General features: G+C 69.3%; 22 protein-coding genes. 6 read left to right on the forward strand and 16 right to left on the reverse strand.

The window, feature by feature from the left end:
• Positions 1-45: 45 nt before the first annotated feature.
• Both ABGB18_RS20695 and ABGB18_RS20700 read right to left on the reverse strand, forming a co-directional pair.
• Complete coding sequence (locus tag ABGB18_RS20695; protein ID WP_347697182.1) at positions 46-903, reverse strand: serine hydrolase; 858 nt, start codon at positions 901-903, stop codon at positions 46-48.
• Entirely contained in the window at positions 900-1,829 is a 930-nt protein-coding gene (locus ABGB18_RS20700) for a LysR family transcriptional regulator (protein ID WP_347697183.1), read from the reverse strand. The genes ABGB18_RS20695 and ABGB18_RS20700 overlap by 4 nt, the downstream gene beginning before the upstream one ends.
• A gap of 167 nt (positions 1,830-1,996) precedes the next feature.
• Here ABGB18_RS20700 and ABGB18_RS20705 point away from each other — a divergent pair, with 167 nt between their 5' ends.
• Positions 1,997-3,520 carry a penicillin-binding transpeptidase domain-containing protein gene (locus ABGB18_RS20705; RefSeq protein WP_347697184.1) on the forward strand — a complete coding sequence of 508 codons (1,524 nt, stop codon included), beginning with the start codon at positions 1,997-1,999 and terminating at the stop codon, positions 3,518-3,520.
• A gap of 21 nt (positions 3,521-3,541) precedes the next feature.
• On the opposite strand, the gene ABGB18_RS20710 is transcribed toward ABGB18_RS20705, so the two are convergent.
• The 11 genes from ABGB18_RS20710 to ABGB18_RS20760 form a co-directional block, all read right to left on the reverse strand.
• Positions 3,542-4,249 carry a haloacid dehalogenase-like hydrolase gene (locus ABGB18_RS20710; protein ID WP_347697185.1) on the reverse strand — a complete coding sequence of 236 codons (708 nt, stop codon included), beginning with the start codon at positions 4,247-4,249 and terminating at the stop codon, positions 3,542-3,544.
• Positions 4,250-4,343: 94 nt separating this feature from the next.
• Positions 4,344-4,970 (reverse strand): HAD hydrolase-like protein, encoded by a 627-nt coding sequence (locus ABGB18_RS20715; RefSeq protein WP_347697186.1) that lies wholly within the window; start codon positions 4,968-4,970, stop codon positions 4,344-4,346.
• Positions 4,971-5,058: 88 nt separating this feature from the next.
• Entirely contained in the window at positions 5,059-5,505 is a 447-nt protein-coding gene (locus ABGB18_RS20720) for a DUF2690 domain-containing protein (protein ID WP_347697187.1), read from the reverse strand.
• A gap of 97 nt (positions 5,506-5,602) precedes the next feature.
• Positions 5,603-6,112, reverse strand: coding sequence for a hypothetical protein (locus tag ABGB18_RS20725; protein ID WP_347697188.1), 510 nt, complete (start codon positions 6,110-6,112; stop codon positions 5,603-5,605).
• A 123-nt stretch (positions 6,113-6,235) separates the two neighbouring features.
• Positions 6,236-6,883, reverse strand: a complete 648-nt coding sequence (locus ABGB18_RS20730; protein ID WP_347697189.1) for an HAD family phosphatase — start codon at positions 6,881-6,883, stop codon at positions 6,236-6,238.
• A gap of 176 nt (positions 6,884-7,059) precedes the next feature.
• A complete protein-coding gene (gene nagZ, locus ABGB18_RS20735; protein WP_347697190.1) occupies positions 7,060-8,358 on the reverse strand; it encodes a beta-N-acetylhexosaminidase in 1,299 nt (432 codons plus the stop codon).
• A 78-nt stretch (positions 8,359-8,436) separates the two neighbouring features.
• Positions 8,437-10,104, reverse strand: coding sequence for a phosphoenolpyruvate--protein phosphotransferase (gene ptsP, locus ABGB18_RS20740; RefSeq protein WP_347697191.1), 1,668 nt, complete (start codon positions 10,102-10,104; stop codon positions 8,437-8,439).
• Positions 10,101-10,361, reverse strand: a complete 261-nt coding sequence (locus ABGB18_RS20745; RefSeq protein ID WP_347697192.1) for an HPr family phosphocarrier protein — start codon at positions 10,359-10,361, stop codon at positions 10,101-10,103. Before ABGB18_RS20745 ends, ptsP begins: the two co-directional genes overlap by 4 nt.
• A gap of 154 nt (positions 10,362-10,515) precedes the next feature.
• On the reverse strand, positions 10,516-10,962 hold the full coding sequence (locus ABGB18_RS20750) for a PTS glucose transporter subunit IIA (protein WP_347697193.1): 447 nt from the start codon (positions 10,960-10,962) through the stop codon (positions 10,516-10,518).
• A 10-nt stretch (positions 10,963-10,972) separates the two neighbouring features.
• The gene (locus tag ABGB18_RS20755; RefSeq protein ID WP_347697194.1) at positions 10,973-11,209 is read right to left on the reverse strand and encodes a PTS glucose/sucrose transporter subunit IIB; all 237 of its coding nucleotides are present in this window, start codon (positions 11,207-11,209) and stop codon (positions 10,973-10,975) included.
• Positions 11,210-11,246: 37 nt separating this feature from the next.
• A complete protein-coding gene (locus tag ABGB18_RS20760; RefSeq protein WP_347697195.1) occupies positions 11,247-12,281 on the reverse strand; it encodes an SIS domain-containing protein in 1,035 nt (344 codons plus the stop codon).
• 123 nt (positions 12,282-12,404) lie between these two features.
• Here ABGB18_RS20760 and ABGB18_RS20765 point away from each other — a divergent pair, with 123 nt between their 5' ends.
• The 3 genes from ABGB18_RS20765 (at position 12,405) to ABGB18_RS20775 (ending at position 15,882) form a co-directional block, all read left to right on the forward strand.
• Positions 12,405-13,145 (forward strand): GntR family transcriptional regulator, encoded by a 741-nt coding sequence (locus ABGB18_RS20765; protein ID WP_347697196.1) that lies wholly within the window; start codon positions 12,405-12,407, stop codon positions 13,143-13,145.
• Between the two features lie 461 nt (positions 13,146-13,606).
• Positions 13,607-14,875: a PTS transporter subunit EIIC gene (locus ABGB18_RS20770; protein ID WP_347697197.1), complete on the forward strand. Its 1,269-nt coding sequence runs from the start codon at positions 13,607-13,609 to the stop codon at positions 14,873-14,875.
• A gap of 548 nt (positions 14,876-15,423) precedes the next feature.
• A complete protein-coding gene (locus ABGB18_RS20775; protein WP_347697198.1) occupies positions 15,424-15,882 on the forward strand; it encodes an Rv3235 family protein in 459 nt (152 codons plus the stop codon).
• A 51-nt stretch (positions 15,883-15,933) separates the two neighbouring features.
• Here the strand turns inward: ABGB18_RS20775 and secA are convergent, their stop codons facing one another.
• A complete protein-coding gene (gene secA, locus ABGB18_RS20780) occupies positions 15,934-18,723 on the reverse strand; it encodes a preprotein translocase subunit SecA (RefSeq protein ID WP_347697199.1) in 2,790 nt (929 codons plus the stop codon).
• 223 nt (positions 18,724-18,946) lie between these two features.
• Here secA and ABGB18_RS20785 point away from each other — a divergent pair, with 223 nt between their 5' ends.
• Positions 18,947-19,207, forward strand: coding sequence for an HGxxPAAW family protein (locus ABGB18_RS20785; protein ID WP_347697200.1), 261 nt, complete (start codon positions 18,947-18,949; stop codon positions 19,205-19,207).
• A 489-nt stretch (positions 19,208-19,696) separates the two neighbouring features.
• Positions 19,697-20,986 (forward strand): crosslink repair DNA glycosylase YcaQ family protein, encoded by a 1,290-nt coding sequence (locus tag ABGB18_RS20790; RefSeq protein WP_347697201.1) that lies wholly within the window; start codon positions 19,697-19,699, stop codon positions 20,984-20,986.
• Here the strand turns inward: ABGB18_RS20790 and ABGB18_RS20795 are convergent.
• Together ABGB18_RS20795 and raiA are read right to left on the reverse strand one after the other, a co-directional pair.
• Complete coding sequence (locus ABGB18_RS20795) at positions 20,979-21,677, reverse strand: response regulator transcription factor (RefSeq protein WP_347697202.1); 699 nt, start codon at positions 21,675-21,677, stop codon at positions 20,979-20,981. The genes ABGB18_RS20790 and ABGB18_RS20795 overlap by 8 nt on opposite strands.
• Positions 21,678-21,848: 171 nt before the next feature.
• The gene (gene raiA / locus ABGB18_RS20800; RefSeq protein ID WP_347697203.1) at positions 21,849-22,514 is read right to left on the reverse strand and encodes a ribosome-associated translation inhibitor RaiA; all 666 of its coding nucleotides are present in this window, start codon (positions 22,512-22,514) and stop codon (positions 21,849-21,851) included.
• Positions 22,515-22,968 lie beyond the last annotated feature (454 nt).

Consider the following 22,968-nt stretch of genomic DNA (forward strand, 5'->3'; position numbering starts at 1 on the left):
TCGCCCGATCAAGAGAAAGTCATACCTGACCTTCTCCATAACTTGCTATCTCCGTAGGTGGTCCACCGCCATACGCGCGGCCGTGCCGATCACGGCGTCGGCACGCGGCTGGTTGAGCGCGGTGCTGAAGGAACGGGTGAAGACGGACACCGCGTAGTTCCTGCCGTCGGGATATTCGACGACGCCCGCCTCACAGCGCAACGTCGGCATCGTGCCGGTCTTGCCGCCCACGGCCACGTCGTCGTACGGGAAGCCGGAGGCCAGCCGGTGCGGCCAGACCTGCAGCTTGAACACGCCGCGCATCCAGGCGCACATGGCGGGCGAGGCCGCCTCGTCCTGCCAGATCAGCCGGAACAGCCGGGCCATCTCGCGGGGGGTGCTGCGGTTGGTACGCGCCGGGTCGAGCACCCCCAGCCGCGCTATGTCGTCGGGATCCAGGTACGGCCACCCGTGCCCGGTGTCCTCGCCCATACTGCGGTTCATCGCCGCGCAACTCTGCGTGATGCGCGTGCCGTGCAGCCCGAACGTGTCCAGCATGGCGTTGATCGCCTCGCACCCGACCCGGTCGAGCAGGACGTCGGCCGAGCGGTTGTCACTGACCGCGATCATCAGGTACGCCATGTCGCGCAGCGAGATCGTCACGTCGTCGAGCATCACCGCGATCCCGGTGGGCCCGTGCTCGCGGGCGCCGCCCGCCACGGTCACCCGGGAGGCGGGGTCGAGCAGCCCGGCGTCGGCCTGCCGGCAGAACTCCACCAGCAGCGCCACCTTGAACATCGACGCCGTGGGCAGCGACTCGTCGGCCCCGTGCGCGATCTCCCGGCCGGAGTCGATGTCGGCCGCGTACAGCCAGCCGGTCACGCCCGCCGTCCTGAACAGGGTGTCGAAGTCGGGAGCGCTCATGCCAGCATCCCTGGCCTGCGGCTGATCCGCCGCGGTGACACCGCGCCCTCGTTCGTCATCCCGGCGCTCTCCTTCAACGTCCGTACGGCCACGGCCGAGAAGTCGGCGATCAATTCGTTCGTCGGACTCGTGGTCCCCCGCCAGGCGGTGGAGACCCGGCTGGTGATCGGCGAGCCTAGCAGTGGCCGCCAGGCGAGGCCCGGGTGCTCCCCCTTCGGGCCGAAGGCCACGGCGGCCCCCGCCAGCACCAGCCCGAGCCCGGCGCCCTGGTGCACCTGCGCGGGCACGTAGCCGTGGCGGCGGCACTCCGACAGCGTCTCCGCGTGCAGCCCCGGCTCGCCCTCCAGGGGCGGCATCAGCAGGTCGCGGCCCGCCAGGTCGGCCAGGTGCACCTCGCCCACGCCGGCCAGCGGGTCGCTGACCGCCAGCAGCACGCCCTGGGTCTGCATGAGGACCCGGCCGAAGCTCAGGCCCGGGGCGGAGACCGGGTGGCGGACCAGGCCGACGTCGATCACGCCTTCCGCCAGGGCCGTGACCTGGTCGGCGGTCCAGAACTCGGCGGGCGCGAGGCGTACCGTGGGGTGCGTCTCGCGGAAGCCCGCGACCAGGGCGGCGATCACGGCGGCGGCCAGGTCGGGCGGGACGCCGACCTTGAGCACCGCGCCCTCGCCCTGCCTGGCGAGCTCGTGCAGCCGGTCCACCCGGGCCACGATCTCGCGGGCCTCGCCCAGCAGCAGCCGGCCGGCCTCGGTGAGGCGCACCTGGCGGGCCGAGCGGTCGAAGAGCCGCACGCCCAGCTCCTCCTCCAGGCGCTTGATGCGCTGGCTGAGCGGCGGCTGGGCCATGCCGAGCCGGATGGCGGCGTTGCCGAAGTGGAGTTCCTCCGCGACCACGGTGAAGTAGCGGAGGTGCCGGACCAGGTCCATGACCAGCAAATATATCCAGATTTATATCTGCATGGCGGCCATACCAGTATTGGACATCCTTGTGGCCACCTGGTGTCATATGCCCCATGGCACCACAAAGGGGGACAAGTTATGCATACCTTCAGCCGGAGACGCGGCCGCGGCGGCGGCGCAGGTGGCCGTGGATCGTGGCGGGCCCGCTGGTCCCGGTCATCGCCGCGGGGGGCGTGATCTGGGCACTGCGTACGGAGGGCGCGCCCGAGGAGACGGCCGGCAAATATCTCACGGCCTGGTCCGACCGGAACTACGCGGCGATGCGTGCCCTCGTCGCCGACCCGCCGCCCGACTTCGAGAGCCTGAACAAGCGCTTCTTCACCGACCTCAAGCTCACCCACGCCGACTTCTCCATACCCAGGGCCACCGGCGTCTTCGCCGGCCCGGCGGTGGGCGACGACGGCGTGGCCACCTTCCACGCCAGGCTGACCGGGGCGCGGGACTGGGACTACGACGGGAAGCTCCAACTGGTCGAGCGCGACCACACCTGGAAGGTCGCCTGGACGCCCGCCACGATCCACCCGCTGCTCACCCAGGACCGCACGCTGCGCGTGATCACCCAGCAGGGTGACCCGCTCCAGGTCCTGGCCGCCGACGGCACGCCCGTCAACACCCCGGACGCGCCCGGCTCGGTGCAGCAGCTCGTCGAGGGCATGCGGCAGACCTACCCCGACCGTTTCAAGGCCCAGAACCGCGCCAGGATCGACCTCTACCAGGACGACAAGTTCGTCAGGACCGTGGTGCCGGCCCCCAAGGTCCGGCCGCTGCGGACCACGATCGACCTCAAGGTGCACCGCGCGGGCGCCGCGGCGATGGAGGGGGTGTCGAAGCCCGCCTCGCTGGTGGCGCTGCGGGCCTCCACCGGCGAGATCCTGGCGGTGGTCAACAAGCCGGGCGGGTTCAACCGGGCGCTGCTCGGCAAGTATCCGCCGGGTTCCACGTTCAAGATCGTGACGGCCTCCGCGCTGGTCGCGGGCGGCGTACGGCCCTCCGAGCAGGTCACCTGCCCGGGGGAGAAGAACATCGGCGGCTTCCCCTTCCACAACGCGGGCTTCGAGGACTTCGGCAGTCTGACCTTCCAGGAGGCGTTCGCGCATTCGTGCAACACCACGTTCGGCGAAATGAGCGTGTCCCAACTGGGCGGCAAGCGGCTCGGCGAAGTGGCCAGGAGCTTCGGCTTCGGCACGGTGATCAAGCCGGGCGTGCCCGCCGTACGCGCGGAGTTCCCCGACCCCAAGGACGACACCGACCTCGCCTCCGCCGCGATCGGCCAGGGCCGCGTGCTGGCCAGCCCGCTCAACATGGCCTCGGTGGCCGCGGCCATCGCCTCCGGCGCGTGGATCGCGCCCCGGCTGGTCAAGGACGAGCCGACCTCGTCGGACAACCCGCGGCCGCTGGAGCCGGCCGTGATATCGGCGTTGCGCAAGCTCATGCCCGCCGTGGTCACCGACGGCACGGCCGCGGCCGTGCACTTCCCGGCCGGGACGGCGGGCAAGACCGGCACGGCAGAGTACGGTTCGGGCGCGGAGCCTCCCGCGCACTCGTGGTTCATCGGATACCGGGACGATCTGGCGTTCGCGGTGATCGTCGAGGGCGGCGGCGCCGGCTCCGCGGTCGCGGCCCCCATCGCGGCCCGCTTCCTCGACGCCCTGTCCTGACCACCCTCCGGGCGCGGGGCGTCAGCGGGGCTGGCGGTCCTTCGGGGAGGTCAGAGCCGCGACCGCGGCCACCACCTCGGAGGCGTTGGACAGATCGGGCAGCACCAGGTCTGCCCCCGCCTCGACCAGCTCGCCGGCCGTCGAGCGCCCGGAGGCCACCCCGATCATCGCGGCTCCGCCGATCTTGGCGGCCTGCACGTCCCGCGGCGAGTCCCCGATCACCACCGTGTTGGCCGCGGTGAACGGCGTGCCGAGGCGCTGCTTGGCCCGCCCCTGGGCGACCTGCAACAGCGTCGCCCTGGGGTAGACCTCCTCCCCGTAGCCGCCGAGCTCGAAGTCGATGAACTTGTCCAGCCCGAACGCCTTGAGCTTGTGCACGGCGTTGCCCTTGATCGTGCCGGTCAGCACGGTCTGCACCACGCCGTCGAGCCTGGACACCGACTTCAGCGCCTCCTTGGCCCCCGGCATCATCCGCCCCTCCTTGGCCAGCCGCCCGCGCCGGTCGGCGAAGGCCAGCGCGAGCGCCGACAGGAACCTGGGCAGGTGCTCGTCCTCGGCCTGCACGCCGTTGACGGCGAGCGTCTCGAAGACGATCTCGGAGTCCGGGCGGCCCAGCGGCGGGACGAGCTTGACCAGGGGGCGCCCGGTCACGGTGCGGAACGCCTCGGCGTAGGCGTCCCTGGTCACGATGGCGACGTCGACGAGGGTCAGGTCGACGTTCCAGAGCACAAGGCGGTTGATGGCGGCCTCCTGGGGGGTTCATGCAAGGGTACGGCCGTCACCACCCTCATGGCCCCACCTACGCGATTTCCGCATGCTCCGGCTACACGTAGCCGAGGGCGTCGGCGAGGGTGTCGACCACCGGCAGCCCGGTGCCCTCCAGCTCGGCCCGCGTCGTCATCCCCCCGGTGTAGAGCACCGCCCTGGCCCCCACGTGCCGGGCGGCGAGCCCGTCGTCCACGCTGTCGCCGATCACCAGGATCTCCGCGGCGTCCACGCCGATGGCCTCGATGTGCTCGATCATGTGCACGGCCTTCTCGCCGCCGGTGCTCCCGAGCAGCCCGTCGATCCTGGTGAAATGGCGGGTGATGCCGAAGGAGTCCACCTTCGGCACCAGGTGGGCGTGCGGCGCCATGGAGCAGAGAGACTGGCGGCCGGTCCAGGCGGTCAGCGCGAGCTCGGCGCCGTCGGCCAGCCCGCAGGCGTCGCTCAGCCGGTAGTAGTGCTCGTGGAAACCGACGTCCAGCCGCTCCCACTCGCCCTCGGTCAGGGGGCGGCCCAGCAGGCGCTCGTAGGCGACCCAGATCGGGCGCGTGTAGGCGGCACGGAATTGGTCAGCGGTCAGTTCGGGCAGTTCGTACGCTTTGAAGATCTCGTTGGTGGCCCCGACCACGGCGTCGATGTCGTGGAAAAGAGTGCCGTTCCAATCCCAGATGATGTGCTTTGTCATATCAGGCCAAGCCTAGACCGGCGGGCATGCCTTTCCGATGAACATCACCGGGGGGCGCGGCCACGCGTGCCGCGCGCCCCCCGGCTGGTTACCCGCAGGCCTTGCCGGTGGTGCCGGAGCCGTTCTGGCCCCCCGCGCCGCTGCCCCACTGGACGGAGGCGCTGCCCCAGGCGCACATGTTGTTGGCCCAGACCATGTCGCCCCAGTGCCGCCCGCCGTTGCCGGCCTTGAAGCGGAAACTGGTGTACCTGCCGTCCGCCGCGTACACGCTGATGGTGCCGCGGGCGCTGGAGGCGGTCCTGATCTCGACCCAGTTGGTCTTGCACACGCCGGACCACATCAGTTTGATCGTCCCGACCTCGCCGTTGGCCCGGCTGTTGATCTTGGCGGTCTTCACCACCCGAGCCGATTTGCCGCATCCCGACCGGTACGGGTCCTGGCCGTCGTGCGGCTTGGCCTGCGCCAACGCGGGAGAGCCCGCCAGCAGGGCCACCGCCACCGCTCCGATCACGGTCGTCGCCACTCGAATTTTCACCCGGAACTCGACTCCTTCGGTCAAAAGTAACAACGTCCGGACCCTAGCGAGGCAAAGCCGCACCCGATCAAGGAGCCTGCCCGTTGTGACGGCACCGTTACGAATCGAGCAGATCGGGGATCTCCTGGGTCGCGAACCACATGAGCTCGTGCGCCTCCGCCCCGTCCACGGTGAACTTGGCGTCGTCGTCGCCCGCGTCGGCGGCCGCCAGCGCGGCGACGGCCGCCTCGATGTCGGGGATGGCGCCGAGGTCGTCGATGTGCACGGCGGCCACCTTGGCCAGCGGGATCGGCTGCGCCAGGCGTACCCGCGCGCGTTCCTCCAGATCGGCGCCCGCGGAGACCGACCGCTCCGGCACCTCGGCGGCGACCACCACCCGCCGGGGGGCGGCCACCACGCCGTCGGCGCGGTCGGCGGCCAGCATGCGCAGCGAGGCGCGGGCCGCCTCGGTGAGCGCTACATATTCGAGCTCCTCGGTGTCGCCCGAGGCATACCACTCGGTCAGCGCGGGGGTCACCGCGTAGCCGGTCAGGGGAGCCGGGCCCAGCTCTCCCGCCTCGACCGCGGTGGCCAGGACGAGGAGAGTGCACGGCAGATAGACGCGCATGACGAACCTTTCCAAGCTTGCAAGCGCTCTGCTGAGCGGAACCTGCTTCAGCAGACCGACACCTTACCGATCGAGCCTGGTCAAGGCGTATGTGACGGCCCGCTTGGCCCTGTTACGCATAGATCATGCCCGTCGCAGGGTGAGGCTGAGGAGTGATTCGAGCTCCGCGATGGTGGTGCCCGGGTCCCGGTGGTGGATCCCGGCGATGCCGAGCGTGCGGGCGGCCAGGATGTTGGCCTCGATATCGTCGATGAAGACGCACTCCTCGCCGGTGAGCCCGATCCGGCCGAGCGCGTGGTGGAAGATGCGCGGCTCGGGCTTGCGCATGCCGACCTCGCCGGAGATCACGACCGCGTCGAAGATCTCGTCCCAGCCGTCCCGGGGGTAGCGGTTGGACCAGGAGTTGGACAGCAGGCAGGTCTTCACGCCGTGCAGCCGTACGTCGCGGAGCACATCGTACATGGCGTCGACCCGCTCGAACCCGGCGAACATGCGCTCCAGCAGCCCCTCCGCCACGGGCGGCACCCCGTCGAGGGTGAGCAGCCGGGCGGCGAGGTCGCGCTCGAAGGCCGGCCCATCGAGCTCGCCGCGTTCGAGGGCATGGACGATGCTCTCCCCGTCGCCCTCGCGGTAGGCGTGGTCGATCAGTTCGCGCATCACCCGGCGATACAGGTCGGCGTCGATCCGGTCGGCCGCGATCCAGCGTGCGATGGAGTCGGAGAGGCTGGTGGTGAGCACCCCTCCCCAGTCGATGAGCACACCCGTAAGCATCGTTCTAGGGTAGAGCGTCACGGAAATGGCATTTCCCCCGCAACGCCATTATTGACGGATAAAACCCCATGAGCGGACAGCCCAGTTCCGGCAGGCATTCCTTTTCACCATGCTCGCCGCGATGTACATCGGCAGCGGCCTGCACGGCTCCCACCAGCGCGGGACGCCCCTTCCCACTAGCGCGCCTCGCGCGTGACCTTGGCGGCCAGCCTGCGGTGCTCGGCCGAGCGCAGCACGCGGGCCGCCTCGGTCGCCGAGGCCGGCCGCGGCCCGGCGAGCAGGCCCCTGGCCTGCTTGAGCGTGAGCAGCCGGGTGACCGACTGGTCGAGCCGCTGCTCGGAGATGCGGCCGGACTTCACCGCCGACAGCACCGCCTTGTGGGCCCTGGACAGGTCGTTGGGCATCAGCAGCAGGTCGGCCCCGGCCAGCACGGCGCGCACCGCGATCTCGCCGTCGTTGTACTTCTTGCGCACGCCCTCCATGTTGAGCGCGTCGGTGGAGATCACGCCGTCGAACCCGAGCTTCTCCCTGAGCAGGCCGGTCAGGATGGGCTTGGACAGCGTCGCCGGGTCACCCGACGGGTCGAGCTTGGGGAAGACGATGTGGGCGCTCATGACGGCGTCCACCCCGGCCTCGACCGCGGCCTTGAACGGCGGCGCGTCGATCTTCTCCCACTCCGCCTTGGTGTGCTTGATCACCGGCAGGCCGGTGTGGCTGTCCACGTCGGTGTCGCCGTGCCCGGGGAAGTGCTTGGCCGTGGCGCCCACCTTCGCCTCGCCGAACCCCTTGACCGCCGCCGCCACCATCGTGGCCACCCGCCGCGGGTCGGCGCCGAAGGAGCGCTTGCCGATGACGGGGTTCTTCGGGTTGACGTTCACGTCCGCGACGGGGGCGAAGTCGAGGTTGACGCCGAGTGCGCGCAACTCCAGGCCGGTGGCCTCGGCCACGGCCCGCGACAGGTCGGGGTCCTTGGTGGCGCCGATCTCGGCGGCGCCGGGGAAGTCGGTCATGAGGGCGGCCATCCGGGACACCAGGCCGTTCTCCTGGTCGGTGCCGACCAGGAGCGGGACCTCCTTGGCCGCCCGCTGCAGGCCGTTGGTGAGGCCGACGACCTGCGTGATGGACTTGATGTTGTGCGGGAAGAGGATCACGCCGCCCAGGTGGTATTTCGCGATCACCTTGGCCGGGGTCTGGGCGCCGTATCTGGCCTGGTTCTCGCCGGAGACCGTGTCGGCCGCGGTGCCGTACAGGACGGGCATGAAGAGCTGGCCGACCTTCTCCTCGACGCTCAGCTTCGACAGGACCCGCTGCACCGCGCTCTGCGCGGGCTCCCGGGACGCGCTCATCGCGGGGGTCCGCGGCGACGCGCTCTGCGCGGGGGGCGCGGCCTTGCCTCCTGTCGGGCTCGCGTTCGCCGGGCGGTCGCCGCCGCCGCAGGCGGTCAGCGCGATCATGAGCAGGCCGGCCGTACCCATCCTTCGAAACATGCCTCCAAAGGTATCCAGGCCATGACCCGGTCGTGACCGCGCATTTACCAAAAACCGCCGGTTGCACTATCCAAGCGTGGCCAGCCCGGACAGACGCGCCCGCGCCGCCGTCCGCGCCCGCGCCGCCGTAATCTGCGCCCGCGCGGCCTCGGCCGCCCGCTCGCACTGCTCCAGCGTGTGCGCGGCCAGCGCGGCCCGTACGGCGGGCAACGCGGCGGCCGTCATCGACAACGTCGAGGCCCCGAGACCGACGAGCACGCAGGCCAGCGCCGGGTCCGCGGCCGCCTCCCCGCAGATCCCACACGGCCGGCCCGCCCCGGCGGCGGCGGCCGCGGTCATGGCGACCAGGTCGAGCAGCGCGGGCTGCCACGGATCGTGCAGCGCGCTCATGGCGGCGAGCTGGCGGTCGGCGGCGAAGGCGTACTGGGCCAGGTCGTTGGTGCCGACCGAGACGAAGTCCACCTGCGAGACCAGATCCTCGGCCCGCAACGCGGCCGACGGGATCTCGATCATCACCCCCACGTCCGGCAAGCCCCTGGAGCGGCACTCCTGGACGAACCACCCGGCCTCCTCGGCCGTGGCCACCATCGGCGCCATCACGGCGAGCCGCTCGGACTCCAAGGCCGCGAGCGCGTCCAGTTGCGCCTCCATGACCTCGGGAAACCTCCTGGCCCTGCGCAGGCCCCGCTCCCCCAGCGCCGGGTTCGGCTCGGCGGCGGGCCAGGGCAGGAACTCCAGCGGCTTGTCCGCACCGCTGTCCAGCGTGCGCACGACCATCCGGCCACCGGGGAACGCCTCCAGCGCCGCCCGGTAGGCCTCGCGCTGCTCCTCGGCCGACGGGGGTTCGGTCCGGCCGAGGAAGAGGAACTCGGTCCGGAAGAGACCGACGCCCTCGGCGCCCGCGCGGACGGCGTCGCCAAGCTCGGCGGGACTGCCGATGTTCGCGAGCAGCGGAACCGGATGGCCGTCCGCGGTCCTGCCCGGACCCCGCGCCGCGCCGAGCGCCGCCTGCCTGGCCGTGTCCGCGCCCACCGCGTCGGCCACGTCGGCCGCGGCCGGCTCCACGTGCACCACGCCGGTGGTGCCGTCGGCCATCACCTGAACGCCCTGCGGAATGCCCGTCGCGCCGGGGCAGGCCACGATGGCGGGCACGCCCATCGCCCGGGCGATGATCGCGGTGTGGCTGGTGGGCCCGCCCTCCTCGGTGACGAACGCGACCACCTGCTCCCGCGACAGCAGCGCCGTGTCGGCGGGCGCGAGATCGCGGGCGACCAGCACGTACGGCTCCGCGGGCGCGGTCGGCGCGGCCGGCAGGGCGATCCCGTAGAGCAGCGCGATCACCCGGTCCCTGATGCCGTCCAGGTCGGCGGCCCGCTCGCCCAGGTAGCCGCCCGCCCCGGCCAGCACGTCCCGGTATTTCCCGAAAGCCTCGAACACCGCCCTGGGGGCGGCCAGGCCGCGGTCGATCAGCGATCTCACCTTCACGACGAGGCCGGGGTCCTCGGCCATCAGCGCCTGGGCCTTGAGGATGTCCTCGGCCTCGCCGCCCGCCTGGTGGCCGCGGGCCTCCAGCTCGCCCGCGACCTGCGTGAGCGCGCTCATCGCGCGCTCCTTCTCCTGGTCCGCCTCACCTGTGTAGGTGGCGCCCTCGGGGGGTTCGGGCACGGAGACGGCCAGTACGTAAGCGGGGCCGTGCCCGATGCCCGGGCTGACCCCCACCCCCCGCAGGTTCATGGCGCTCCGGCGATCTCGGCGAGTTCGTCGAGGATCGACTCCGAGCCCTCGCCCTCGGCACTGATCACGACGGTCTCGCCCTGCCTGACGTCGAGCCCCATGATCGCGAGAATGCTCTTGCCGTTGACCGGGTCGCCGCTGTGCGGCCGCGCCACCGAGATGTCCATCGGGGCCTGCTTCGCCCGCTGCACGAACGTCGCCGCGGGACGGGCGTGCAGCCCCACCTCCGCCGACACGGTGACCTTGCGCTCACCCATTTGTTCTGCCTCCTTCGACTGCCGGTCCAGACCAGCCGGACTCCGTCTGTGCAGCCAGCCGATTCCCGGTCAAATCGGCGGCCTGCCTATTGTGACGCGTCCCGCCGATACGATGGGGCGACCGGCGCACCGTGCAAGCCGATCAAGGCCCCTCCTATTCCCATCTGAAGAGCTCGTCTCCCACGTGCACTGCCCCCTCCGCCACCCCGGTCACAGCCTCGGAGACGGCGTCCAGCGCGACGACCGGGCAGACCGGCGAGCGCCCGCCCGCCTCGATCGCCGCAGGGTCCCAGGCCACCACCGGCTGCCCCGCGCTCACCCGGTCGCCCTCGGCCGCCAGCAGTTGGAATCCCTCGCCCTGGAGCTGGACCGTGTCGATGCCGAGGTGCACGAGCACGCCCTTGCCGTCGTCGCCGACGATCACGTACGCGTGCGGATGCAGCTTCATGATTTTTCCCGCTATGGGGGCAACGGCCTTGCCGGGACCCCGCAGCGGATCGATCGCCGTTCCCGGACCGACCATGCCCGCGGAGAACACCGGATCGGGCACGGCGGCCAGCCCCACTGCCGCCCCCTCGACCGGGGCGAGAACAGTCGTCATGGCCTCGCCCTCAGCCGATGATGTCCTCGATGTCGCTGGCTATCGTGTCCGCCTCCGGCCCGACGACGACCTGGACCACGTTTCCCGCGGCCATCACGCCGTGCGCGCCGGCCGCCTTGAGGGCGTACTGGTCGACCTTGGACGCGTCGTACACCTCCGTGCGCAACCGGGTGATACAGGGCTCGATCTCGATGATGTTGTCGGCACCGCCGAGCCCGGCGATGATCGCGTACGCATCCGCCGCCATCCGGTCCTCCCTAGCGCTCGCTTCCGACCAGGCTAGATCAGTCCGTCTGCGTGACCTTGTTCAATCCGCGCGGCGCGTCGGGGTCGATGCCGAGCCTGCGGGCCAGCTCCTCGGTGAGCAGTTGCCCGGGCACGATCAGGCCCATCGGCGCCACCCATTCGGGCAGGTCGGGACCGTTGAGCGCGGCCGTGCCCGCCCGCGCCAGCGCGTCGCCGCCGCCGATCGTGTACGCCGCCGCCCCGGCCGACACGACCCGCTCCGCGAGCGCGACGGTGCCGGCCAGCGTGGGGCTGTTCTCGGCGGCGACCAGCAGCGCCGGCGTGTCGGCGTCGACCACGGCGATCGGGCCGTGCAGCAGGTCGGCGTACGACAGCCCCATGGCGTGCAGGTAGCAGGCCTCCTTGAGCTTCAGCGCGGTCTCCAGTGCGGTCGAGAACGCCAGCCCACGCCCCGAGACCACCACTCCGGGCTTGTCCAGCAGCCCCTCGACCACGGCCGTCACGTCCCCCGGCTCGGCGATGAGCTTCTCCACCGCGTCGGGCACCCGCCGCAGCTCGTTCACGTCGACGTCGGCCCCCAGCCCGAGCGCGAGCACCGCCAGCGCCGCGAGCTGCGTCGTGTACGTCTTCGTCGCGGGAACCGCCTTCTCCTCGCCCGCCACGGTGCACAACGCGACGTCGGCGGCCTGCGCCAGCGGGCTGTCCGCACCCCCGTTGGTGATCCCGACGGTGCCGGCCCCGCAGTCCTTGGCCCAGGCCAGGGTCTCGACGATCTCCTCGGTGCGCCCCGACTGCGAGATCGCCACCGCCAGCACCCCGTCCAGGTCCAGCCGGCGCTTGTACGCCGTCGCTATCGAGGGCGCGGCCAGCGCGGACAGGCGGCCGGCGTGCGACTCGACCAGGTAGCGCCCGTACACGGCGGCGTTGTCGGAGGTGCCGCGCGCGATGAACAGCAGTTGGCGAGCCTGCTCGCCGATGGCCCTCACCTCGTCGACCTGGGAAAGCAGGGAGTCCAGCGTGGCCCGCAGCGCGGCCGGCTGCTCCGCGATCTCGCTGCGCATCTTGGTGGTCATCTTGGGCTCATCCTTAACTCATGACAGCACGGGCTTGACCGTCTTTCACGACATGTGGTCTAGTCCGGACTAGACCAGTACGAACCATAGCCCATTGCCCAGGTCAACACGAGGGGAGGATCCGTGGCGCACATCGATCCGGACAGCCCGGTGCCCAAGTATTTCCAGCTTCGCGAGATCCTGCTGGACCTCATCGACAGCGACGAGCTCAGCATCGGTGCGGCCATCCCGTCCGAGCGCGAGTTGTGCCAGCGTTTCGGCCTGTCCAGAATGACGGTACGGCAGGCCGTCGACCATCTCGTCTCCGAGGGCCGCCTGCACCGCGTGCCCGGCAAGGGCACGTTCGTCGCCCGGCCCAAGATCGAGCTGGCGCTGCAGCTCACGTCGTTCACCGACGACATGCGGGCTCGCGGCATGATCCCGGGCTCGCGCGACCTCGACCGCCGCGTCGTGCGCGCCAGCGCCCACCTGGCCAAGGAGCTGGGGATCCAGCCGGGCGAGGAGGTGCACTTCATCGAGCGCCTGCGTACGGCCGACGGGGAGCCGCTGTCCATCGAGCGGGCCCACATCCCGGTCAAGCTGGCCCCCGACCTGGCCACCCACGACTTGTCCGACAAATCCCTCTACGAGCTGCTGGAGAGCCGCTACAGCCTCGTCATGGACGCCGGCGAGCTCACCATCGACGGCGGCATCGCCGACCCGAGCGACGCCGACCTCCTCAAGCTGCCGCGCGGCGGCGCCGTACTGCTGCTGCAGCGCAGATCCTTCGCGGGCGGCGTCTGCGCGGAACTGGGCGTGTCCACGTACCGCGCGGACCGCTACCAACTGCGCACCCTCCTGGAAATGCCCGCAAGACGCGCCTGAGCCCACCCCCGCCCGGAGCCCCACCCCTGGATCGCCCGTGCCAAACCCACCCCCGGCGGAACCCCACCCGCCCCGGGCGAGGATCCTCAGACGCACCCCGCCCCGCCTTCAACACGCCGAACCCCGCCACTGAACCCCACGCCCCCGGAACCTCCACACACAGGCTTGACCCGTATCAAACCTGCTCCCAAGCCCTTCCAACCCACCGCACACCAGAAGAACAAACAGCACCACCGCTACCAGGACATGCAAGCACCAGCACCAATAAGAGCACTAGCAAGAGCACGAACCCTTGACTCCCCACTCCCGGAGTACCTCGGCTCCCACATGCCTCGGAGGAACGCCCGGTGAACGACACCACCGCCGCCGCGGGCGATGCCGGCAATACCCGTGAAGCCGGCGATACCCGCGATGCCGACGGCAATTCCGCCTCCGCTCGGCCTTCGCCATTCGCCCGCATCATGACGGTGCTCCAGCGGCTGGGCCGTTCCCTGATGCTGCCCATCGCCGCGCTGCCCGCCGCCGCTCTGCTGCTGCGCTTCGGTCAGCCCGACATGCTCGGCTCGAACGGCGCGCAGCCCGGCGGGCTGGCGGACGTGGCGGGGTTCGCCTGGATGAACCAGGTGGCCGAGGTGCTGGCCGCCGCCGGGGCGGCGCTGTTCGAGAACCTGCCGCTGCTGTTCGCCGTGGGGGTGGCGATCGGTTTCGCGCGCAAGTCCGACGGCACCACCGCACTCGCCGCCGTGGTCGGCTACCTGGTCTTCGACCGGGTGACGAAGGTGATGTTCTTCGGCTCGGACATCCGGGACACCGTACTCATCAGGGAGGTCCAGGACCAGGGTGTCAAGGAGATCATCAACTACGGGATGCAGAACCCCACCAAGGTGCTCGGCGGCATCATGATGGGCCTGGTCACCGCCCTCCTCTGGCAGCGCTTCCACCGCATCAAGCTGCCCTCCTGGCTGGCCTTCTTCGGCGGCCGCCGTTTCGTCCCGATCATCACCTCGATCGTCGCCCTGCTCCTCGGCGTGCTCTTCGGCTGGCTCTGGCCGGTGCTCGGCGACTGGATCCGCCACGCCGGCGAGGCCCTGGCCGCGCTCGGCCCCGTCGGCACCGGCATCTACGGCCTGATCAACCGCCTGCTCATCCCCTTCGGCCTGCACCACTTCGTCAACTCGGTCGTCTGGTACGTGGTTCCGCAGTGCGATGTAGGCGGCCGGGTGCTTGGCGGCGACTGGAACTGTTACTTCGGCGGTGCCCCGCACGCGGGCCAGTTCATGGCCGGCTTCTTCCCGATCATGATGTTCGCCCTCCCGGCCGCCGCCCTGGCCATGTGGCGCGCGGCCCCCGTCCACCGCCGCGCCACGGTAGGCGGCATCATGCTCTCAGCGGCCCTGGCCTCCTTCGTCACCGGCATCACGGAGCCGATCGAGTTCGCCTTCATCTTCGTAGCCCCGCTCCTCCTGGTCGTCCACGCCTTCCTCACCGGCCTGGCAATGGCCCTCACCACCCTGATAGGCGGCCAACTAGGCTTCGGCTTCTCCGCCGGCCTCCTCGACCTGGTCCTGAACGCCAGCAAATCCAACACCGAGAACCTCCCCGGCATCCTCCTCCTGGGCCTCATCTACGGCGCCCTCTACTACGCCGTCTTCACCTTCCTGATCCGCAAACTCAACATCCTCACCCCCGGCCGCGAACCCGACCCCGACCCCGACTCAGGCGAAACCTAACCCCATCCCATCACCGCACCACCACACGGTCGCAGCCACCGCAGGGCCGCCCGCCCCACCGCCGGATTGCCACCGCGCCCCGGACCACCGCCGCCGCCCTGCCGCCCAACCACGAAACAACGGCACCACGGCAACTTCCCCGCCACACCGTGCGTCGAGGCCGCGTCGGGCTCCCTGCCCGCCCTTGCCCGGCCGTCCAGAGCCCCGGCCCACTGCCTCAAGCCCAACGCCCCGAAGTCCAAACGCGGAGCCCAGGGTCCCAAGCCCGGAGCCCGGCGGGAGCGGATCACGCCCTTCTCCCGGAAAGGGTGCGCCACTTAACCATCAATAACCTGACCTAAAAGGTTTAGGGCGGTCCACAACCAACCCGATCACGCCCGAAACAAGCCGCCACTCCCCGAAGGGGGAGATCCAACTCCCAAAAACTTTCCTCGCCTAAACGGACAAAGCAGGGCGCCTATCAAGGAAGTTGGCGGCCAATGTATAAATACGCAGGGCCGAAAACTCCTTATAGCGATTCTTCTTCCGCTCAGGAATTTGGAGGATAAGTGTCAGCGATCCCCCGCATCGGCCTGACCCCCGCCCCCGAACCCCCGTACGACGACGAGCAACCCCGCCGCATAGACAAGCACCAACCCCCACAGGTCAGCGGCAACCTGGCCCTCGATCCACATCCCCTGGTATGGGGCCCACCAGGGGCGATCCCCGACGAGCGGAAGCTCCGTTACCTCGGCCAAGCCCTGGCGGAGGTCCTTTCCGGCCGCCGCCCGCCCGAGACGATAGCCGACAAACTAACGGACCGAGCCTACCGGGACCTGGTCCGGGCGGGCCAGATGATACACGCGAGCCGCCCACCGTTCGCGAAAAGCCTGCACGTGATGGAGCCCCGGGACGGTGCCGTGGAAATGTGTGTGCTCGTCCATTGTGGCGACCGAAACCACGTACTCGCCATACGCCTCGAAAGGCGCGGCGTCCAATGGTTGTGCACCGATTTCGAAACGGCATAAAAACGAAACCCCCACCTCCCGCGCGGGAGGTGGGGGCCTCAGGTGAAACGGTCAGGCCGCGTGCTTCGGATCCCCGTGGCAGCGCTTGTACTTCTTGCCCGACCCGCACGGGCAGGGCGCGTTGCGCTCCACGTTGCCGTACGCCGCCCGCTCCGCAGCGGTGGTCCGGACCTTCGTGTGCTCGACCTCACCCTGCTCGCCGGGCGCCGAGTATTCGAGCTCGGCGGGCCGCTCAGGCCCGCGCAGCCCACGCGCGATGATCGACCGCGTCTCCGCGATGACCGCGTCCTCCTCCTCGACGATCGGGTTTTCCTGCACCTCCACTTCGAGGTTGAACAGGAACCCGACGGAGTCCTCCTTGATGCCGTCCAGCATCGCGGCGAACATCTCGAAGCCCTCGCGGGCGTATTCGATCTTCGGGTCCTTCTGCGCGTAGGCCCGCATGCCGATGCCCTCGCGCAGGTAGTCCATCTCGTAGAGGTGCTCGCGCCACTTGCGGTCGAGGACCGAGAGGATCACGCGGCGCTCCAGGTCGCGCGTGGTCTCGGGGCCGAACTCCGCCTCCCGCCGCGCGTACGCCTCCCGCGCGTCCGCCTTGACCTTCTCGGTGATCAGGTCGGCGGACAGCTCCTCGCGCCCACCGGCCTCCTCGATGAGGTCCTCGTAGCGAACCGAGATCGGGAACAGCTCCCCGAACGCCTTCCACAGCTTGTCGAGGTCCCACTCCTCGGCGAAGCCCTCGGAGGTGGCACCCTTGACGTAGCCCTCGACCACCTCGTCGATGAAGCCCTGGACCTGCTCGTGCAGGTCGGCGCCCTCCAGCACACGGTGCCGCTCGGCGTAGATGACCTTGCGCTGGCGGTCCATCACCTCGTCGTACTTCAGAACGTCCTTGCGGATCTCGAAGTTCTGCTGCTCGACCTGGTGCTGGGCGGAGGCGATGGCCTTGGAGACGATGCCGGACTCGATCGGCTGGTCGTCGGGGATGTTGAGCCTGTTCATGATGATCTCGACCCGGGCCGAGTTGAACAGGCGCATGAGGTCGTCGCCGAGCGACAGGTAGAACCGCGACTCGCCGGGGTCACCCTGACGGCCGGAGCGGCCACGGAGCTGGTTGTCGATCCGGCGCGACTCGTGCCGCTCGGTGCCGAGGACGTAGAGGCCGCCGAGCGAGGTGACCTCGTCGTGCTCGGTCTTGACCGCCGCCCTGGCCTTCTCCAGCGCCTCGGCGTAGGCCTTCTCGTACTCCTCCGGCGTCTCGACCGGGTCGAGCCCGCGCTGGCGCAGCTCCAGGTCGGCGCGGAACTCGGAGTTGCCGCCGAGCATGATGTCGGTGCCTCGACCGGCCATGTTGGTGGCCACCGTGACGGCGCCCTTGCGGCCCGCCTCGGCGATGATCGACGCCTCACGCGCGTGGTTCTTCGCGTTGAGCACCTCGTGCGGCACCCCGCGCCGCTTGAGCGCCTTGGACAGCCGCTCCGACTTCTCCACCGAGGTGGTGCCGACGAGCACCGGCTGGCCGGCCTCGAAACGCTCCTTGATGTCCTCGACCACGGCGTTGAACTTGGCGTCCTCGGTCTTGTAGACCACGTCGGCCTGGTCCTTGCGGATCATCGGCCGGTTGGTCGGGATCGGGACGACACCCAGTTTGTACGTCTGGTGGAACTCGTTGGCCTCGGTGGCCGCCGTACCGGTCATTCCGGCGAGCTTGCTGTAAAGGCGGAAGTAGTTTTGCAGGGTGACCGTGGCGAGAGTCTGGTTCTCGTCCTTGATCTTCACGCCTTCTTTGGCCTCGATGGCCTGGTGCATGCCCTCGTTGTAGCGGCGGCCGTGCAGAATGCGGCCGGTGAACTCGTCGACGATCAGGACCTCGCCGTCGGCGACGATGTAGTCCTTGTCCTTCTTGAACAGTTCTTTCGCCTTGAGCGCGTTGTTCAGGAAGCCGACGAGGTGGGTGTGCTCGGGCTTGTAGAGGTTGTCGATGCCGAGCCAGTCCTCGACCTTCTCGACGCCGGCCTCCAGGACGCCGACGGTGCGCTTCTTCTCGTCGACGATGTAGTCGCCGGTGCTCTCCTCGCCGGGGTTCTTCGCCTCGATGCCCTTGCGCAGGCGTGGCACGATCTTGGCGAACTCGGTGTACCACTTGCCCGACTGCTCGCCCGGGCCGGAAATGATCAGCGGTGTCCGGGCCTCGTCGATGAGGATGGAGTCGACCTCGTCCACGATCGCGAAGTTGTGGCCGCGCTGCGCGCACTCCTCGAGCGACCAGGCCATGTTGTCGCGCAGGTAGTCGAAGCCGAACTCGTTGTTGGTGCCGTACGTGATGTCGGCCAGATATTGCTTGCGGCGCTCGTCGGACTGCTGGCCGGAGATGATGCAGCCGACCTCGAGCCCGAGGAAGCGGTGGATGCGCCCCATGGTCTCGGCGTCGCGCTTGGCCAGGTAGTCGTTGACCGTGACCACGTGGACGCCCTTGCCCGTCAAGGCGTTGAGATAGGACGGCAGCGTGCAGGTCAGCGTCTTGCCCTCACCGGTCTTCATCTCGGAGATGTTGCCCAGGTGAAGGTTCGCGCCGCCCATGATCTGCACGTCGTACGGCCGCTGACCGAGCACGCGGCGGGCCGCCTCGCGCACGGTCGCGAACGCCTCAGGAAGCAGGTCGTCGAGCGTTTCGCCGTTGGCGTAGCGCTGCTTGAATTCGTCCGTCAGCGCACGCAACTCCGCATCGGACAGGCTCGTGAAGTCGTCCTCGATGGAGTTGACCTGATCGGCGATCCGCTTGAGCTTGCGCAGGATCTTGCCTTCGCCGGCACGTAGGATCTTGTCGAGAATGGCTGCCACTTTATGTAAAGCTCCTCGCAGGTCTACCCCGGCGCCGCCGCCAGGAGGAGAGGCCGAGACAAACTTCCCCGTTGCCATCGTAGGCGGTTCTGCAACCAGACACAGCCACCGCGACGGCGAGGCCGCCGACCGCGTCTGGGAGAATGCTGCTTGGCAGAGGGTATGCCGGTTGAGTGCCGGCTCGCACCATTAAGCGCGATATCCGGCAAAGGAAGGATTTCTCATGGTTGAGGGGAAGAAGTCGGAGCATACGGAGAATCTCGGCAGCCACGCGGGGCGTGCGTCGTCGTGGCTCGCGGTGACGGTGATGCTGGTGGGCACGGTGGTGGCCGGCTTCGGACTCACGGCCAACAACTGGACGCTCGTCTGGATCGGCGCCGGGGTGTTCGTCGTGGGCGGCGTCCTCGCTCTGGTCTTCGATATCTTCACCGATGTCGTGATCGACGCACCTCGCGTGGGCATGCGCGCTGAAGATCACCGCTGACCCGAGCTCCGCCGGCGGGCACCCGACCCCACGGGCTGCCCGCCGCTCTCTTTCCCACCCACATTTCCGGTACGACTCCACCAGACCCGCTCCCCCCGAACGGACGGCCCACTCCGGCAGCCCCGTCCGCACGATCTCCCGCCCGCACCCACTGAGGTCAACGCAGACCAGCTTCGCCCGGTTCCCCACCGTCGGGCCTCCAGCCGCCGAACGCATTCGCCGTCAGTCCGCCCCCAGGAACGCGAATCCACCGGGCGCACTCCCCGGACTCGTTCCCCACCGCGGCCCCCGCCCCGATCCCAACCAGGTTTGATCTCCGGCTGGGCCACGTCCGACATCCAATCCCACCTGGCTGGCTTGTTCTCCGGCCAGGCCCGCGTTCCCCGGTGCGGTCGGGGCCTCAACGTCCGGCCTGGGCGTCCGGGGGCCCTTTTCTGTCGGTGGCCGTCGCTAGATTGGCCGCATGCATCCCCGTACCCACCCGCATTCATGACCGGTATCACCGATCTGACCGCCGACGAGGCGCGCCGCGTCATTCTGCGCGCCCAGGGACTGATCGGCGCCGACGCGCGCAAGGGCGGGACGCACGCCATGCTGCGCAGGCTCGGCGCCGTACAACTCGACACGATCTCCGTCCTGGCCCGCTCCCACGAGCTGGTCGCCTACGCCCGCCTGGGCGCGGTGGGCAGATCCAAGATCGAGCGCGCATACTGGCACAACCCGGCCCAGAGCTTCGAATACTGGTGCCACGCCGCCTGCATCCTGCCCATCGAGCACTGGCCTCTCTACTCCTTCCGCCGCCGCGCCTACCGTGAGCGGCGCTACCGCTGGCACGAGGTTCCCGACGGCGTCGACAAACTTCTCGACCAGGTCCGCGAGTCGGGCCCGCTGACGACCTCCGACGTGGGCGGCGCCAAGAACGGCGGCCCGTGGTGGGACTGGTCCGAATCCAAGATCGGCCTGGAGTGGCTGCTGGACATCGGTGAGGTGGTCTGCAGCCGCCGCGTCGGCTGGCGCCGCGTCTATGACCTGGCCGAGCGCGTGGTCCCCGCCGACCTCCTGGCCGAGGACCTCTCCGACGAGGAGTGCATCACACGCCTGGCGCGCATAGCGGGTCGTTCACTCGGCGTGGCCAACCGGACCGACCTGATCGACTTCCTGCGCCTCAAGGGCAAACACTCCGCGATCCTCGACGAGGTCCTGCTCAGCGGCGCGGTGGGCCTGACACCCGTGTCGGTCACCGGCTGGCCGGGCAAGAAGGGCCTGGCCAACGCCTGGGCCGACCCGGCGGCCCTGGAGTCCGAGCCGCGCGGCCGTCACCGCACCACGCTGCTGTCCCCGTTCGACTCGCTCATCTGGCACCGGGGCCGCACGCAGCGGGTGTTCGACTTCGCCTACCAGCTTGAGCTCTATGTGCCCAAGCACAAGCGGGTGCACGGCTACTTCACGATGCCGCTGCTGGCGGGCGGCCGCCTGATCGGCCGCGTCGACCCGGCCCGCGCCGGCACCACGCTGGTGGCCAGGCAGCTCAGCCTGGAGCCGGGCCTGTCGGCCGCCAAATGGGCCGACGCCGTGCGGGAGGCCCTGTGGTCGGCGGCGGAGTGGGTCGGCTGCGACACCGTCCACGTCGAACGCGCCACCCCCCCCAGAGCTCCTCCCGATACTGAACGCGACCGGATAGCCTCCACCCCGAAAACCCAGGCCGACGACCAAACGGACCGACCACCGAGCGAGTCGGCCGTTTGCGTCGTCCACCGACACCGGTCCCGCGCTAGGTGATCTCCAGCATGCGCTCCCGCACCGCGTAGACCACCGCTTCCATCCGCGAGTGCAACTGCAGCTTGTCGAGGATGTTGCGCACGTGGTTCTTCACCGTGTTCTCCGAGATGAACAGTTGCTTCGCGATCTCGCGGTTGTTCATCCCCTTGGCGACCAGGCGCAGGACCTCCATCTCGCGGTCGGTCAGCCGCGGCACGGGAAGCTGGGGCGGGCGTTCGGCCTCCTTGCGGCTCATGTTCGCGAACTCACTGATGAGCTTCGCGGCCATCGCCGGATTGATTAACGACTGTCCCTCGTGGACGCCACGCACCGCGGCCGGGACGTCGTTGATCTGGACGTCCTTGAGCAGGTAGCCGGTGGCTCCCGCCTTGATGGCCTCGAAGAGGTCTTCCTCCTCGTCGCTGACCGTCAGCATGATGATCCGGGTGCTCGGCACGGAGGCCTTGATGCCCTTCGTCGCCTCGATCCCGTCCTGCCGCGGCATGCGTACGTCCATGAGCGCGACATCAGGCATGAGGCGATCGGCCAGTTCGACCGCCTCCTGCCCGTCGCTCGCCTCACCGACCACCTCGATGTCGGGCTCTGCTGCCAGCGCCAGCGCCAGGCTCCGCCTGATCAGCTCGTGATCGTCCACGATCAGCACGCGGATCGGCTCGCTCTCCGCCGAGCGGACCTCACCAGACTCGGTCACGAGGCCTCCTTGCTCCGCCTCGCGACTGCCTTACGCTCGTTTCGCTCGCCCATCTGAACCTGACTGAGCTCGCTCACGTCTCCTCCTCGTCGGGGGGGCCAGAGCCGTTGAATCGCAATGATGGCACGAACTGCGGTTCTCGGGTGGTCGAGAAGATCTTTTAGCGCGCGATCAGGGCTCTACGAGCCGCAACACGCCGTAGTTATAGCCGCGTCTGTTGTAGACGACACACGGCTGGCCGCTCTCCTTGTCCCGGAACAGGTAGAAATCGTGCCCGACCAGCTCCATCTCGAGAAGGGCCTGATCGATGGTCATGGGCTCCGCTCGGTGGAACTTCTCTCGCACGATGAGCGGCCCGTCGCCGTCCATCTCGATGGGCACGATGTCGTCGTATCGCTGATCGCTCCGCTGGAGCTCGTCCTCGTCGGGCTCGTCCTGCCGGGCGACGGTGGGCTCCGTCCGGGGAGCCAGGTCCGCGGCGTCAGGGAGCGTCGCGGTGATTTCCGCCACAGAGGGCGGGCAATGGTTGCCGTGGTGAACCTTGCGCCGGTCGGCCAGTCGCCTGAGGCGGCCTTCCAGCTTGTCGAGGGCCATGTCGAGGGCTACGAACCGGTCGTCGGCCGAGGCTTCGGCGCGGATGGCCGGTCCTCGTGAGTGAATGGTGAGCTCGACTCGCTCTCGCTGTCCGGCGAGGCGCGGGTTTCGTTCTTTCGACACCTCCACATCGACGCGGATGAGTTTGTTGTCCAGACGTTCGATCCTGGCCAGCTTGGTCGTCACTTGGTCTCGGAACCGATCATTCACTCCTGTGTGCCGGCCCTTGACGATGATGTCCATGCAACAGCCCCCCTTCGTCTAACGACTGAGCAAGAGCGCCCGACCACCTGCTTGCCGGGCGGGGTCTTCTGCCTGCCTTTCTCTCACCGTTACCCTCTTTCGACTCGGCGTTACCGGGAACTCGTATATGGCACCCGCCCGGCCGACCTGGTCTTCGACCCCACATCCGCCTGCTGAGGGTTTCGCAGCTCTGTTGCCACTACTGCCCTTCTCTCCTGACGGGGGACATCTGGACCCCCGGGAAGGCAGGACTTACCCCTAAGCCGCACCGTGATCGGTCGACAAAGAGTCGCCTTACGTGGACCGTTTTGCCTGCGGCTGGCATCGGCTAGCAGAGCCGGGGACTCCGACCCTGCGCAACCACGGACCCGAACGGGTGCCATGTCAGAACGCTATCCGCATCCAGGGCGAATGTCAGCCGGAGGATCGCCCAAAGGATCACTTTCCGTGATTT

It is taken from the genome of Nonomuraea sp. B12E4, assembly GCF_039871825.1.
Lineage (GTDB): Bacteria > Actinomycetota > Actinomycetes > Streptosporangiales > Streptosporangiaceae > Nonomuraea.